We start from the raw sequence: 16334 nt of genomic DNA on the forward strand, positions 1-16334 counted from the left end.
TCAAAACAAAACTTATGAGCATACCACAAAATTCGAACGCATTCTACGACAAATTAAAATCTCAATTATACGATACCGCCACTTGGCCATCGGAGTACCTTTATAAATTTATAGTAAAATCGGAACCTAAAAAAATAGCAGAAATCGAAGCTCTATTCAACAATATGGGTGCTGTTATTAAAACAATCCCGTCTAAAAACGGAAAATACACCAGCGTGTCTATAAATGTAAAAATGAAAGATCCTGAGGCTGTTATCTCAAAATACAAAGAAGTTACAGAAAATGTAGAAGGTGTTATTAGTCTTTAATATTTTTTTGTACTTTGCGAAAGCATAATTACTTCGTGCAACACATTAACACTACACAAATATATTTTGATAGATAACATAGAATATAACACAGAACGTGAACATTTGATTATTCCTGAATACGGAAGACATCTACAAAAAATGGTGAGTCACTTAAAAACTGTAAAAAATAAAGAAGATCGTAATAAAGAGGCAAATGCCATTATTTCGGTTATGGGCAACTTACAACCGCACTTAAGAGATGTACCCGATTTTCAACATAAATTATGGGATCAGTTATTCATTATCGCTGAATTTGATTTGGATGTCGATTCGCCTTATGGTAAACCATCTAAAGAACTTTTGGAAAAACGCCCAGACCCACTGCCATACCCACAAAATTTTCCAAAATACAGGTTTTATGGCAACAATATAAAAACCATGATAGATGTGGCAAACACCTGGGATGATGGCGATCTTAAAGACGCACTTATTTATACCATTGCCAACCACATGAAAAAATGTTTTTTAAATTGGAACAAAGACACTGTAGACGACAATGTTATTTTTGACCATCTTTACGAATTATCAGAAGGTAAAATCAATTTAAAAAATGCAGACGAAGACCTTTCGGATGCCACAAGTTTATTACGCAACAAAAAGAAATTTTCTTCCAACAAGAAAAACTACAAAAAAAATTCTAACTCCAATTCTAACCGTAATAGAAAACGCTACTAATAGCTCATGGCAACATTTATTATAGAAGGACAGCACCAATTACAAGGCAGCATCCAACCCCAAGGCGCTAAAAACGAAGCACTTCAAATTTTATGTGCCGTTTTACTTACAGAAGAAACTATAACTATACATAACATTCCAGATATTGTAGACGTTAATAAACTTATAGATTTATTGCGTAATCTTGGAGTAAAAATAAACAAAATAGCTGCTGGTAGTTATACCTTTAAAGCAGACGACATCAATTTAAAATACTTAGAATCTGAAGCTTTTAAAGAAGATGGCAAAGGGTTAAGAGGTTCCATCATGATTGTTGGGCCATTGTTAGCCCGATTTGGCAAAGGCTATATCCCAAAACCTGGTGGCGATAAAATTGGTCGTAGACGACTAGACACCCACTTTGAAGGGTTTATAAACCTAGGCGCTACATTTAGATACAATCGTGAAGATCACTTTTACGGTGTTGAAGCCAAAAAACTAAAAGGCACTTACATGCTTTTAGACGAAGCCTCGGTTACAGGTACTGCTAATATTGTAATGGCTGCCGTTTTAGCCGAAGGCAAAACTACCATTTACAATGCCGCTTGCGAACCTTATTTACAACAACTTTGTAAAATGCTTAACCGCATGGGCGCTAAAATATCAGGTATCGGGTCTAACTTACTTACTATAGAAGGTGTAAATACTTTGGGCGGCACCGACCACCGTATGTTACCGGACATGATCGAGATTGGAAGCTGGATAGGACTTGCTGCCATGACAAAAAGCGAATTAACCATAAAAAATGTGAGTTGGGACGATCTTGGTGTTATCCCTAACATATTCAGAAAACTTGGAATAACCGTTGAAAAACAAGGAGACGATATTCATATTCCAGCACATACAGAAGGTTACGAAATTCAAAATTATATAGATGGCTCTATTTTAACAATCTCCGATGCACCTTGGCCTGGGTTTACACCAGACCTTTTAAGCATTATCCTGGTTGTAGCAACACAAGCTAGAGGCAGTGTATTGGTACATCAAAAAATGTTTGAAAGCCGCTTATTTTTTGTAGATAAATTAATAGATATGGGCGCTAAAATAATACTTTGCGACCCCCATAGAGCAACTGTTATTGGGCATGATTTTAAATCGAGCTTAAAAGCTACAACCATGACGTCGCCAGATATTAGAGCTGGAGTATCCTTATTAATAGCAGCATTATCTGCTAAAGGTACTTCTACCATACATAATATAGAACAGATAGATCGTGGTTACGAAAATATTGATGAACGTTTACGAGCTATTGGTGCTAAAATCACGCGATTAGATTCCAACTAAACGTACAATATTTTTTAAACATCAAACAAAAAACATCCGATAAGCTTTTTTAGATAGTTTATCGGATGTTTTTTTAGTTATATATTGGGTTCTGTATCTAAAGCAGCTTGTAACTTATCGTACATAATCTGTTCTTTTTCACTAAAACGTACCCCTCCAAAACCTAGAAAACCACCTTCTTTTGCGGCATTAGCCACATGGTCTGCTATTTCTAATAACCAATGTTTATATTCCTTGACTACATTAGGCGTTTCTTTAGCTTCTAAAATGCTAATCACTTCTGTGCATTCCATAAGCACTGCATCGGCAAGCTCTTCTGGTGTTTTTATTTGGTAACTATTAATTTTATGCATCAGTCTAGCGCGTTGTGCTTTTGCACTTTCTATAGCTTCAGAACTTGTATCGGTTTCTGCATCGGGTACAATAGCGTTTATTACAGGATTGTCTTTATACGATTTTCGACCATCCAAAAAACTCTCAACAGTCGCCAACATTTCCTTGCCCGTACCTATTAAACCGCTACTTCCCGCACCCGCCATAATACTACCTATAAGCTGGGGTATGGTTGCAATTTTTTCCCATTCGTCTGTACTATATTGCGCTAATTTTTCCATAATATTAGTTTATTAAAATTCCATTCTTAAGTTACAAACTTTAACTACACGTCTATATTAAGGAACTATTAAAATTAATTTCAGTGATTTCATTAAATAAATTTATTGTATCACTTACACAAAAAACGAATCGCATGTAGTAAAAAGTATTAAAAAAATTGACTTTACTACTTTTAGAAGATTCAATTTTGCCCTACAAAAATTAACCAATAACTAAGCAATTAGCGTTTTTAACAGTTTTATGGCAATCAAAACCCAAAAAAAGCGGCTATTTTTATCATATTTCAAACGTTTTCACTTTTTGTAATTGTTAAAAATATGTTAAAGACATTTCATGCGTTTTAGGCAATATTTGTAGTAATAGCGTGGCTTCTGTTAATATTAACATAATATTAAATATGTGTTAGCTGTTAAAATTATGACAAAAATCATAATTTCTATACAACAACCTATCGTATATTTGATAGTGTAATTAACAAGCAAAACAAGACGCTAACTATTTAAGCATCAGTATTGTTAATTAATTACAATAAAAATAATTCAAAAACATACGATTATGAAAACTACAAAAGGAATTAAGGCCTTTTTGCCTGCTATGCTTATTGCGCTTTTAGTTTTACCACTAAGCATGTTTGCCCAATCTTTAACCCTAAACAATTCAGATTCTAAACTATCGGTTTTTGGAACTTCGAGTTTACACGACTGGGAAGAAGTAGCCGAACAGCAAAAAGGGAGCATCTCTATCGACAAAACTGGCGACACCCCTACACTATCTGCTTTAACTATAGAAATTGTAGCAGAGAGCTTAAAAAGTGGCAAATCGGGGATGGATAAAAACACTTACAAAGCATTAAAAACTTCTAAATTTAAAACCATTACTTTTAAATTAAGCGAAACTACAGCTATTTCGGCTGCCGGAAACAATGCGTACAAGGTAAGTGCCAAAGGCGATTTAACCATAGCTGGCGTTACTAAAAATGTACCATTAAATTTCACCCTAACAACAAGTGGCAATACCGTAACACTTAAAGGCGAAAAATCGTTTAAAATGTCTGAATTTAAAATAGACCCGCCAACAGCTATGTTTGGCACTATTACTACTGGAGACGAAGTTAAAATCACTTTCAATACTGTATTTAAATAAAAAAGATAATTAATCTAAAATTGAATTAAACATGACACAATTTTACAAATCATTCGTAATTGCTTTAATATGTCTTGCTGGAGCAAGTATGTATGCGCAAAATGACAGGCATATCGATAATTATAGATATCCAGACCAAAGAGGTATAAATGTATTTGAAGACCCAAAAGATACCATCTAGACCTTCGAGAAAATTAAAGTTAGAATGGGTGGTTCTTTTGCATTACAATTTCAAGCCTTAGAGCACGAAAATTCTGGTATGGTACCATTAGGAGAAATAGGATACAACTTTAACCTTCCTACAGCAAACTTAGATTTAGATGTGGCTTTAGCGCCAGGCGTTAGAATGCATTTAAGAACTTATCTATCATCGCGTCACCACCCAGAACCTTATGTAAAAGGCGGTTATTTTCAAGTAGATGGCTTAGATTTCATTAAACCAGGTCTGTTAGAAAATGTTATGAAATACACCACTATTAGAGTTGGACAAATGGAAAACAACTATGGTGATGCCCACTTTAGAAGAACAGACAATGCCCAAGCCATTTACAACCCATTTGTAGGCAACTTAATTATGGATTCGTTTACTACAGAAATTGGTGCAGAACTTTACTACCAACGTAACGGATTTATAAGCATGATAGGTGTAACCAACGGTAAATTAAACCAATCGGTTACCGAAGGTGGCAATGGCAAAACTGGAGGTGCCTCGTTATTAGCAAAATTAGGTTACGACAAACAAGTAACTGAAGATATTAGAGTACGTTTAACAGGATCGTTATACAACACAGGGTATGTACCTAGCTTATACCTTTACAGTGCAGACCGAGCTGGTTCTAGATATTACAGCGTAATGGAAGCTCCTGGTTCTAGCGGATTTAGATCTGGACGTTACAATCCAGATTTTAAAAACAGTGTTACTGCTTTCATGATTAATCCATTTGTAAAGTTTAAAGGTTTAGAGTTCTTTGGTACTTTAGAAAGTGCTTCAGGAGCTACAAATAGCAGCGTGAGCGACGACGGTACAATCATCCCTAGAAAAGAAGGAAAAACACAACAGTATGCTGGAGAGCTAATCTACAGATTTGGTCAGAACGAGAACTTTTATGTAGGCGGGCGTTACAACTTAGTAGACTCTCAATACGATGATAGAGACGACATTTCTATTCAAAGATTCCAAGCGAGTGCTGGTTGGTTTATGACTAAAAATATTTTAGCTAAATTAGAGTACGTAACACAAACTTACGACGGGTATACAGAATCTAGCATCTTCAACGATGGTAAATTTGATGGTGTAATGTTCGAAGCCGTTATTAGTTTCTAAAACCAAATACAACATGCTAAAAAAGTATCTGCTTATTTTATTGATAATTCTATGCGGCTCTTGTTTTAAAACACAAAGTCAAAACACAGCAAAAATTCATATTCAGCCCAGCAGTGTATTATCAATAAAAGGCAGTACTAACATTAATAAATTTACCTGTAAGTTCAATACTGCTGTTTTAAAAGGCGAAAGCACCGTGCATTATACCGTTGAAGAAAACGATATTATTTTTTCGGAAGCCACTTTAATCCTTAAAAACGATTGTTTCGATTGCGGAAAAAAAATGATTACAAAAGATTTTCGCGAATTGATAAAAGCTGAAACTTACCCAGAAATTACATTAACTTTAAAAGCACTAAAACCATCGAAAACAGAACCAAACATCACCTACGCCCTAATAGATTTTGATATTGCGGGCGTTACCCAAAGCTATAAAATACCAATGGCTATAGAAACAGAAAATGTTATTAAAGCCTCGGGAGCACTCAGTTTGAATATTAGAGATTTTAATCTGGAAAACCCTAAAAAAGCTTTTGGTTTAATAAAAATAGACGATGTTGTAACTATTTTGTTTGAATTAGACATTACAATGGTCTAGCGTTTTTAAAGTTAATTCTAAAATGGCACCCTCTTCTTATTTTTAAGAAGAGGGTGTTATTTTTAAACATACCTGGCTAAGCAACTAAAAAACATGTTCCTATATTCTCAATTCAAAAAAGAGATACTATTCTGTTTGGCATGTGCTATACTATACACCTAAAAATCTCTTTATAAACTCTTACAAGCTTAAACACTAAAATTAAGAAAATTAGCCCTATTTTGTAACTACATAGGGTTTAGTTTGCGATTCATCGATTAATTTTGATATCCACTAGTAATTATAATTATTTTATACTCAATCCTTCCCAAAAGGATTTTCAGATTAATAGCGCATTTTTAAAACATTTAGTAATTCATAACACAACTAGTATTATGATTCGGATATTTTGCGCATTACCCTTTAGTGTACAGCAGGTACTAATCTTATTTTTTCAGACTTCAACAATTTGCTACAAAAGTACCAAGCAACTTACTACGCACGCATTTTATACCATTCATTCATACTCATCAAAAATCCGCAGGGTGTTTAAAAACCAATATAACACCAGTGCACAAACCTCAGCAATTTTAAACAGCAACACTTTAGTATTGCCTGCCATTTGCAACAACCATACTAACCTGACCCTGACCAACCATGTATAACGTTACTATTTTAAACATCTCGTATTCTTTTTTAAACACTGTTTGGCACCACGTAAACACTTTACTAAAGCCTGCTAAATCTAAATTTTTCCTTTTTGGAATGGCGCTTTGTATGTTTGTACTAAACGTTCAAGGGCAAGAAACCTTTACAGACAACACTGATAATGGTTCTGAAACTTGGCCCGTACCAGCCGGAGTATCTTCTGTTACAGTACAATTGTGGGGTGCTGGCGGTGCTGGAGGTGGCTGCCAAAACAATAATGATGCTGGATCAGGCGGCGGCGGCGGCGGATATACTGCTATAACCCTTAACGTCTTACCCGGGCAGATAATCAACTACCAAATAGGTAGCGGTGGTGTTGGAGACACTAACGATGGTGAAGATGGAGAAAACTCAACACTAAGCCATAGTAATTCTTCAACCTCTTTAACTGCATTCGGTGGAGATGGCGGGCAACAAGATGACAGTAATAATATCCCTGGAGGAACTGGAGGACCAGCGACTGGGGGCACCACTAATATAAGTGGACAAAATGGATCTAATGGAGGAGGAACTACTGGAGGTAACGGAGGTAATGCTGGAAACACAAGTAATACTGGTGGAGCCGGAAATAACAATGGCAGTGGTGATGACGGTATAATACCTGGCGGTGGCGGCGGTGGCGGGGAACAGTTTTTCGGCGTCGATCAATCTGGAGGAAATGGAGGAAATGGGCAACTCATCATTACCTACACCATTAACCTAACCCCTACCATCACCAATTTATCCGCTACCAATATCTGCGAAGGCGAATCGCTTACCATAACGGGTACAAATTTTACAGGAGCTACCGCAGTAACTATAGGTGGTACCAACGTAAGCAATTATACCGTAAACTCCAACACACAAATAACAGCCACTGTCGGTTCTGGAAGCACAGGAGCAGTGCAAGTTACTACGGTAGGAGGCACTGCATCTAGCGCACAATCTGTAACCGTAAATACGCTATCGGGAGCACCTACAACCATAACAGGAACTACAAGTATTTGTACCGTTGGTGGTACTACCACCCTGCAAGCCCAAGGCGGTAGCGCTGGCACTAATGCGCAAGTGGTATGGTACCAAAATGCCGTTGGAGGCACTCCAGTAGACACAGGTAATAGCATTACGGTATCTCCAACTACCACTACAACCTATTATGCCCGTTACGAAGGCGATTGTAACACTACTACAGCTGTGTCTGCAGAGGTTATAGTAGCCCCAATAGCAGCAGCAGGCGCATTAACAACCGGAGCTACAACAGTGTGTCAAGGCCAAACCGGTGTGGTTTACACTATAGACCCCATTACCAATGCTACGAGTTACGAATGGACAGTACCTTCGGGAGCAACCATAACTTCTACACCGCCTTACACCAATAGTATTTCTGTAAACTATTCTGCCAGCGCCTCAACAGGTAACCTAACTGTAAGAGGTGTTAACAGTACTTGTCCTGCTGGCCAAGCACTAACGCAAGTAATTACTGTAAACACATTATCTACTGCACCAACCGCAATAGCAGTACAAGGTGGCGGTGCAAGTGCCATCTGTAGTGGCGAAAACATCAATTTAACGGTTTCTGGAGGTACTTTAGGTACTAATGCAGAACCGCAATGGTCTACAGACAATTGTAGTAATACTTCCTTTTCTAATGCACAATCTATTACTGTAAACCCAACGACAACCACTACGTATTACGTAAAATATGTCGGCGATTGTAACGAAACAGCATGTATTTCAATAACTGTAACGGTAGGACAACCTTTAGGTACTCCCACAAATTTAACAGGAACCACCGAAGTCTGTCAAGGCCAAACCAATGTTACCTATACGGTAGATCCTATAGCCAATGCCACCGACTATACTTGGCAAGTACCAACAGGAGCAACTATTACTTCTGGAGCCAACACCAATAGCATTACTGTAAATTATAGTACTACCGCAGTTTCAGGAAACGTTACCGTTACCGGTAGTAACGATGAATGTGGAGACAGTTCTGTAGCATCATTGGCCGTAACTGTTAATGAATTAACCGTAGCACCAACTTTTGAATCGCCTACCGATGTGGTTTGCGATGGCGATAGCGTAACTTATACCGTTACCGAAATTACCGATGCAGCGTCTTATAATTGGACCGTGCCAACGGGAGCAACTATTACTTCTGGAAACAACACAAACAGCATTACTGTCGATTTTTCTGGAGCAGTAAGTGGCGATATTTCCGTTAGTGGCCAAAATGCCTGCGGATCAGGTAATACAACAACGCTACCCATTACCGTAAATACCATTCCAGAAAATGCAGGCGCCATAAGTGGCCCAAATACCGTATGCCCTGGCGATACTGCCGTGGAATATTCTATTGCAGCCATAAGCAATGCAAGTTCGTATGTTTGGTCTATTTCTAATGCATCTGCAACCATAATAGAAAGCGGCTCTGATACTAATGCCATAGCCATAAACATTTCTTCAACACCATTAAGCGATTTCATCATTTCGGTAGTTGGCGAAAATGATTGCGGTGTAAGCGCAGTAATTTCTGAATTTACAGTTAATTTAAACCAAGAATCTGTTGCTCCTACAACCATTACCCCAACTGTAAGTAACATTATATGTGAAGACACCTCTACAACACTTACCGTATCGGGAGGCAGTTTAGGTACAGATGCTTCTATAGAATGGTTTACAGATTCCTGCGGAGGCACTCCCGCAGGAACAGGCGCAAGCATTACGGTATCTCCTACCTCAAACACGACCTATTTTGCACGCTATACAGGCACCTGTAACACAACCGACTGTGCGCAAATAGACATTATAATAGATCCAAAACCATTGGCTGCCGGAACAATTACAGGAACCAATGTTGTTTGTCAAGGAGAAACTAACGTACAATATAGCGTACCGAGTATAGATTATGCTACGAATTACATTTGGACATTACCTCCTGGAGCCACTATAGTTTCTGGAGATGGTACCAACACCATACTTGTAAATTACGACATTTCCGCTAGCTCTGGCGCGATAACGGTTCAAGGTGAAAACGATTGTGGTACAGGAACCCTATCTGCAAACTATCCCGTAACCGTAAACATTACCCCTTATATACCCAATAACTATAACGAAACAGTATGTAGTGGAGAATCTTTTAATTTTACACCACCTAACGGAGGTGGTAATACAGTACCTCCAGGAACAACGTACTCGTGGACCATACCAACCAATATGAATGGCGTTACTGGCGCGACATCAGGCACAAACGAAAATAGCTTCAATCAAACTTTAATCAATCAAACAGGGAGTCCGCAAACCGTAGTGTATCAGGTTACAGCACAAACAGGAGGATGTTCGGCATCTGTTTTCGAAATTTTACTCACAATAAATCCGCAACCTATCGTTTCGGGAACACCTACAACACAAACAACATGTTCTGGAGCGCCTATAAATACTATTAGCTTTACCGAAGAGTCTGGAATTTCTGGTGCCATCGACTTCATCTGGTCCAGAGATAATACAGCAAATGTTACAGGTACACCTACTAGTGGTAATAGTAGTACTATAAATGTTACCTTAAACAATACCACAAACACACAACAAACCGTTATATTTTCTGTAACAGCAATTTCCGAAAACGGCTGTGAATCGCCTCCTTTTAGTGTAGAAGTGTTAGTAAACCCAACGCCTACAGTTATTGCAACACCTGCTACGCAAACCATCTGTTCGGAAGAAAATATTACCGAAATTATATTATCAAACCCAAATAATGTTACAGGACCTGTAAATTACAGTTGGACAAGAGATAATAACACTAACATTACAGGAATTGCAAATGGTAGCGGAAATTCCATAACGGGACAACTTACAAATACTACTAACACCCCACAAACCACAACTTTTACCATAACTGCAGAAGCGAGCGATTGTTCTTCGGCCACGACTACAGCTACGGTAACTGTAAACCCAAAACCAATTTTATCGGTTAATATAGATGAACAAGAGGTTTGTGGTAATTCCACAATAGCAAACATAGTGGCAGGTAGCAACCTAAGTGGTACATCTTTTTCATGGACACGAAACGATGTTACTGGTCTATCAGGAATTCCAACCAGCGGAAATGGAGCCACTATTTCGGGTACATTTATAAACAATACCAACACTACACTTACCACTACTTTTACCATTACAGGAACGCGAAATGGTTGTTCGGAAAGTATCACTTCTCAAGTGAATATTAAACCAACTCCACTTATCGTAGCCACACCTAATACGCAGGCCATTTGTGATGATGATTCCTTCTCTATAAACTTAAGCTCAAGCAATAATGTCTCTGGAACCACTTACAGCTGGACACGAGATAAAACATCGGAAGTAACGGGAATAGCTGCTTCAGGAGCTGGCAGCCCCATAACCGCAAGCTTAAGCAACAACACAACCACAACACAAACAGTCACTTTTACTATAACAGCGACTGCAGATGGCTGTAGTTCTACTTCTACAGCAACGGTTGATGTGTATGCGCCTTTAATTGCGCCTGTAATTTCTGAAAGTCAGGCTGTTTGCTTTTTAGCTGCACCTTCTCTATTAGAAATAACAAACTCAAATCTAGGTGGATCTGGAAATTATAGTTATCAATGGCAAAGAAAAATTACTGAAACTGCTGCTTGGGAGAATATTGCAGGAGCTACCGACAGTTCTTACCAACCAGGTTTAGTTACGCAAAATTATTTCTACCAACTTATAATAACTGATGAATGTGGAACAGTAACAAGTAACACTGTCTTTGTACAAGTAATTGCGAATATTGGATTCACTTTTACGCTTACAGGAATACCTAATACTGAAATTTGTCCTGAAACTATTTTTACTCCAGGAATTAGTTCTGTACATGTTGGAAGTTCGGCCGTTCGCTATTCTTGGACATCTGATTCTGACTTCATCTCTCCTTCATCTGGTGGACCTATGGGAAATACAGGCCCAGGAGTACCATTTGATTGGCTACCACTTTTTAGGACTTCTTCTGCAAACATAGGACCTTTAACGGTTCAAAATAATACGAATGAAACGGTAACTACCCAAATCAGGATAAAACCAAGTGTATACAACTATGCCGATAATAACCCAACTGAATCTGATTTCATTTGTGATATTTCAGAGCAAGTTATAGATATCACCATCAGACCTACTCCAATAGCCTATGCAACAGCTGCGGCAAACAGTATTTGTAGTGACAGCAGTGCCGATATAGAAATTACTGGTAATATAACAGATGCCCCAATGCAATTTAGCTGGACACGTACCACCCCTAGCGGTATTACGGGAGCTACTAATGGAAACTCTGGAAATATAGCGGCGGGTTCTGATTATGTTATTGATAATGAATTAACAAACACCACAGGCTCTCCTATAAGTGTTACCTACACCATTACTCCAACTTCTAACGGCTGTACAGGAACTCCAATAACGTATACTATTACGGTTGGTCCTACAGTAACGTCTGGAACTATTGCCGCTAACCAAACCATTTGTAATGGTGGCGATCCTGTTGCCTTTACACAAACTGTTGCTGCAACAGGCTCTAATTTAAGCTACCAATGGGAAAGCAGTACAGACAACGTTACATTTACTGCCATTACGGGAGCAACAGGAGTTACTTACGATGCGCCTTCTGGATTAACAGCGTCTACCTGGTACCGCCGAGTTGTAAGCACTACAGTAAATGGTTTTACATGTTCTGAAGTCCCAACAGCATCTATTTTCGTTGCCGTAAACACTTTTGACCCTGGATCTGTTTCTGGAAATCAAACCATTTGTTCTGGAGATACACCAACTAGCTTAGGCAGTGTAAACGCATCTAGCAGTAATTCGGGAACAACATTTAATTACAATTGGCAAAGTAGCAATTCTGCAAGTGGCCCTTGGACAGATTTAGGGGTAACGACAGCTACGTACACACCTTCAAGTTTAACAGAAACCACATTTTATCAACGTACTGTCACTGCTACATTAAATGGTACAAGTTGTGAAGCTATAAGTACTAATATTATTGAAATAACCATAAACAATGTAGATCCAGGAGCCATAGAAGGCGACCAATTGTTATGCGGAAACAACCCTGAAGCTCTTACAAGTTTAAGCAATGGCACTGGTGATGGTACTGTAAGTTACCAGTGGCAATCTTCGCCTAGTGGTGCTAATAGTTGGACAAATATCACCAATGCTATTAATGCCAATTACGATCCGCCAGCAGGCTTCTCAACGGCTACAGATTATAGACGTATAACTACCTCTACGCTAAATAGTGTTACTTGTAGTGCTATTAGCACAACAGTTACAGTAACTCCAAACGACATCACTCCAGGTCAGATAGGAAGCAATAGAACGGTTTGTTTTGGAGGTGATCCACTAGCTTTTGGTAGTACAATCGATGCTTCTGCATCTAGCACTATAAACTACATTTGGCAAATAAGTAATGCGCCTACTGGGCCTTGGACAGATATTTCCGGTACTAACAGTTCGACCTATGATGCTCCTGCAACAACAGGAACCGCTACAACTTACTACCGACGTGTGGCATCTACAGACGATGGATGTACTGTATTTAGTAATTATGTTTCTGTAGCAGTAAATTCAATTACCCAACCTGTTATTGCTGGAGATCAAAACATATGTAGCACGACCAACCCGATAGCATTTACTATGCCTACACCAGCAACAGGAAGCGGCACTGTACAATACCAATGGGAAAGTAGCACAGACAATAGTACTTGGTCCATAATTCCTACAGCTACATCGGCGACCTACGATCCACCTGTTCTAAATACAACAACTTACTATCGTGTTTTAGCAACATCTACCCTTAACGGCGTGTCTTGTTCTGAATTAAGCGGAACATTAGTTGTTAACGTAACTCCATTTATTCCTGCTATCGCTTCAAACGAAAGCACTATAAATGATTGTGCCGATACGACCATCAATCTTTCTGCAAATTTAGAATCTGGCATTTCAGGAACTTGGTCTGCAACTCCTGCTGGAGGTGTATTCTCAGACATTAACAATCCAGAATCTACATTTACAGGGGAAAGTGGAGAAACGTACACTTTAACATGGACAGTTACCAACACACCTTGTGTAGACAATGCAGCTAACGTTAATGTAACGTTCCCTGATTGTGGAAACAATTTCGATTTTGATGGTACAAACACCAGTGTAAGCTTTAACGATAATTACAATTTAAATAACCCTTTCAGTATAGAAATTTGGGTAAAACCTAACGGAGCTAGTGCTACCCAAACGATAATTTCTAAACGAAATGCAAACGACCTCTCAACAGGTTATGATTTATCTATCGTGGGTGGTTCTACACTTGCATTTAATTGGAATTCGAATTCTATTAGCGTATCAAATGTAGTATCGACTAGCCGTTGGTATCACGTAGCGGTAACTTTCAACGGAAGCACATATACCGTATATGTAGATGGTATTGCGGTAGATACAGCTACGGGAAGCGCACCTATATCCAACACACAAAACACACTTTTAGGCGCTATGAGTTCTAATAGCGTTCCTGTTAATTATTACAACGGCTGGTTAGATGAACTCCGCATTTGGAATACCGCCCTTACTGAAACGCAAATTAGAGAAATGATGAACCAAGAAATACAAGCCAACGGAAATGTTGTTAGGGGTTCAGAAATACCTTTAGATATTAATGGCAACCTAAATTGGAATACCAACCTTACAGCGTATTATCAAATGGATCTAGATAGCGAAATTAGCAGTGGTGTTTTAAACCCAACCAAAGGAGGAACCCAAGGAACGCTAAGAAACATGACTACCCTCCAATCTGAAACTGCTCCAATTCCATATATCAGTACCAATAATGGTAGTTGGGATAGTGCATCGTCATGGCTAAATGGTACCGTACAACAACTTCCTAATACAGATGGGATCGATTGGAATATTGTTAGAATTAATAATAATGTACAAACCAACCGAGCTACAACTGTTTTAGGGCTTATAGTCAACAGTAATACACTTACAATTAATAATAATCAACCGATTGAGGCTACGAAATATTTAAAAATAGACGGCACATTAGTCCTAAACGGCGAATCGCAATTGCTACAGCCAGAAAACAGTATTGTAGACTATACTGGAATAGGAGAAATGCATCGCGACCAACAAGGTACAACCAATTTTTACAACTACAATTACTGGGCGTCGCCTGTAAGTACTACGGGAACTGCTAATAACAGAACTTATAAATTAAGTGAAGTACTACATGTAGGCACTACCCCTGTGGGCTGGACTCCTAATCATGATGGCGCTCCTGGCAATCCACCTTCAATTAGTACCAGATGGTTGTACCTTTACGAAAATTATGATGCCACAGTATTCAATTGGCATAGAATCGATCAAAACTACGACATCAATGTTGGTTTAGGCTATATTATGAAAGGAGCCTCTATTGCAGATTACACCTTTATTGGTCAACCTAACAACGGTGATTATTTAGTATCTGTAGATGCCGGAAACGATGCTTTAGTTGGTAATCCATACCCATCGGCTATAGATGTTAGAGCATTTTTAACAGACAACCAATCTATGCTAGATGATGGTAGCGGCAATAATGGTGAAGTACGTTTATGGGTGCAATCCACAACCAATAATTCACATGTTACTAGTGAATATTTAGGTGGCTATGCGACATTAAATATGGCGGGATCAATTACAGCTGTTGCCACAGATGATATAGCTGGCGTGGGCGACGCCGATAGTTTTTTACCGCAACGCTACATTCCTGTGGCCCAAGGATTCTTTATTACCGCTGGGCAAACGGGTAATATCATGTTCAATAACGGACAACGTTTCTTTAAAACTGAAGCTAGCGGAGAATCTATTTTCTTAAGAACAACACAAGAAACAGAAACAGCTTCAATAGACAACGAATTACAACGCGTGCGCATTACCTTTAAAAACCCAGATAATGCCATTAGAGAATTATTATTAGGGTTTACTCCAGACAATGCAGCTACAGATGGTATTGACTTTGGATATGATGCCACTAATTTTGACGATCTATCTAACGATATGTCCTTCATCATTAACAACGAAAAATACGTTATTCAAGCAGTAGGTGCATTCGATAACACCAAGCAATTCCCGTTAGGCATATTCCTGTCGGACAATGGTAATATCGAAATAAGCTTAAAAGCTTTAGAGAATTTTGATAGTGAAATCGATGTGTTTATTTACGATGCGTATAACGATACCTATACCCAAATTAACAACTCTAAATATCAGATGCATTTGGATAAAGGCGATTATACAGACCGTTATTTTCTAGCCTTTAAAGATGACAACAAACTGGATATTATTGAAAGTGACTTAAGCCAGATAAAAGTAAATTATTTAGATAACACAGAAGAAATCCACATTAAAACACCAAAATACACCACTATAAAACAAGTGTATTTAATAAATACCTTAGGACAAACCGTTAAAACGTGGAATGCTACAAACGCACCATTATCGTACAACTGTAAAATTCCTGTACAACGCGTATCTGAAGGTAGTTATATTATTAAAGTAGAAACCGAAAACGGCACTACCACCAAAAAAATTATCATTCAATATTAACCGCTGTAAC

General features: G+C 38.4%; 9 protein-coding genes. 8 read left to right on the plus strand and 1 reads right to left on the minus strand.

Going from position 1 to position 16334, the window contains the following annotated elements; translation table 11 throughout:
* The first annotated feature begins 14 nt into the window (after positions 1 to 14).
* From ACR9EA_RS11605 to murA, 3 genes are all read left to right on the plus strand, one after another.
* Positions 15 to 308, plus strand: a complete 294-nt coding sequence (locus ACR9EA_RS11605) for a DUF493 family protein (RefSeq protein WP_435133119.1) — start codon at positions 15 to 17, stop codon at positions 306 to 308.
* 66 nt (positions 309 to 374) lie between these two features.
* Positions 375 to 1025, plus strand: a complete 651-nt coding sequence (locus ACR9EA_RS11610; protein WP_435133121.1) for a DUF4290 domain-containing protein — start codon at positions 375 to 377, stop codon at positions 1023 to 1025.
* 6 nt (positions 1026 to 1031) lie between these two features.
* Positions 1032 to 2348, plus strand: coding sequence for a UDP-N-acetylglucosamine 1-carboxyvinyltransferase (gene murA, locus ACR9EA_RS11615; protein WP_435133124.1), 1317 nt, complete (start codon positions 1032 to 1034; stop codon positions 2346 to 2348).
* 77 nt (positions 2349 to 2425) lie between these two features.
* Here murA and ACR9EA_RS11620 read toward each other — a convergent pair whose 3' ends face one another.
* On the minus strand, positions 2426 to 2962 hold the full coding sequence (locus tag ACR9EA_RS11620) for a hypothetical protein (protein WP_435133125.1): 537 nt from the start codon (positions 2960 to 2962) through the stop codon (positions 2426 to 2428).
* A 556-nt stretch (positions 2963 to 3518) separates the two neighbouring features.
* Here ACR9EA_RS11620 and ACR9EA_RS11625 point away from each other — a divergent pair.
* The 5 genes from ACR9EA_RS11625 (at position 3519) to ACR9EA_RS11645 (ending at position 16324) form a co-directional block, all read left to right on the plus strand.
* Positions 3519 to 4106 (plus strand): YceI family protein, encoded by a 588-nt coding sequence (locus tag ACR9EA_RS11625; protein WP_435133127.1) that lies wholly within the window; start codon positions 3519 to 3521, stop codon positions 4104 to 4106.
* Between the two features lie 31 nt (positions 4107 to 4137).
* Positions 4138 to 4287 (plus strand): hypothetical protein, encoded by a 150-nt coding sequence (locus tag ACR9EA_RS11630; protein ID WP_435133130.1) that lies wholly within the window; start codon positions 4138 to 4140, stop codon positions 4285 to 4287.
* A gap of 24 nt (positions 4288 to 4311) precedes the next feature.
* Positions 4312 to 5430, plus strand: coding sequence for a hypothetical protein (locus ACR9EA_RS11635; protein ID WP_435133133.1), 1119 nt, complete (start codon positions 4312 to 4314; stop codon positions 5428 to 5430).
* A gap of 13 nt (positions 5431 to 5443) precedes the next feature.
* On the plus strand, positions 5444 to 6028 hold the full coding sequence (locus ACR9EA_RS11640; RefSeq protein ID WP_435133135.1) for a YceI family protein: 585 nt from the start codon (positions 5444 to 5446) through the stop codon (positions 6026 to 6028).
* Positions 6029 to 6664: 636 nt separating this feature from the next.
* Positions 6665 to 16324, plus strand: coding sequence for a PKD-like domain-containing protein (locus ACR9EA_RS11645; protein ID WP_435133137.1), 9660 nt, complete (start codon positions 6665 to 6667; stop codon positions 16322 to 16324).
* Positions 16325 to 16334 lie beyond the last annotated feature (10 nt).

The organism is Formosa sp. A9, from assembly GCF_051200825.1.
Taxonomy (GTDB): domain Bacteria; phylum Bacteroidota; class Bacteroidia; order Flavobacteriales; family Flavobacteriaceae; genus Formosa.

Excerpts from the sequence above, each read along its gene's own strand:
- ACR9EA_RS11635 (WP_435133133.1), top strand. The coding sequence starts at position 4,312 with ATGGGTGGTTCTTTTGCATTACAATTTCAAGCCTTAGAGCACGAAAAT.
- ACR9EA_RS11630 (WP_435133130.1), top strand. The coding sequence starts at position 4,138 with ATGACACAATTTTACAAATCATTCGTAATTGCTTTAATATGTCTTGCT.
- ACR9EA_RS11645 (WP_435133137.1), top strand. The coding sequence starts at position 6,665 with ATGTATAACGTTACTATTTTAAACATCTCGTATTCTTTTTTAAACACT.
- ACR9EA_RS11640 (WP_435133135.1), top strand. The coding sequence starts at position 5,444 with ATGCTAAAAAAGTATCTGCTTATTTTATTGATAATTCTATGCGGCTCT.
- murA (WP_435133124.1), top strand. The coding sequence starts at position 1,032 with ATGGCAACATTTATTATAGAAGGACAGCACCAATTACAAGGCAGCATC.
- ACR9EA_RS11620 (WP_435133125.1), bottom strand. The coding sequence starts at position 2,962 with ATGGAAAAATTAGCGCAATATAGTACAGACGAATGGGAAAAAATTGCA.
- ACR9EA_RS11605 (WP_435133119.1), top strand. The coding sequence starts at position 15 with ATGAGCATACCACAAAATTCGAACGCATTCTACGACAAATTAAAATCT.
- ACR9EA_RS11625 (WP_435133127.1), top strand. The coding sequence starts at position 3,519 with ATGAAAACTACAAAAGGAATTAAGGCCTTTTTGCCTGCTATGCTTATT.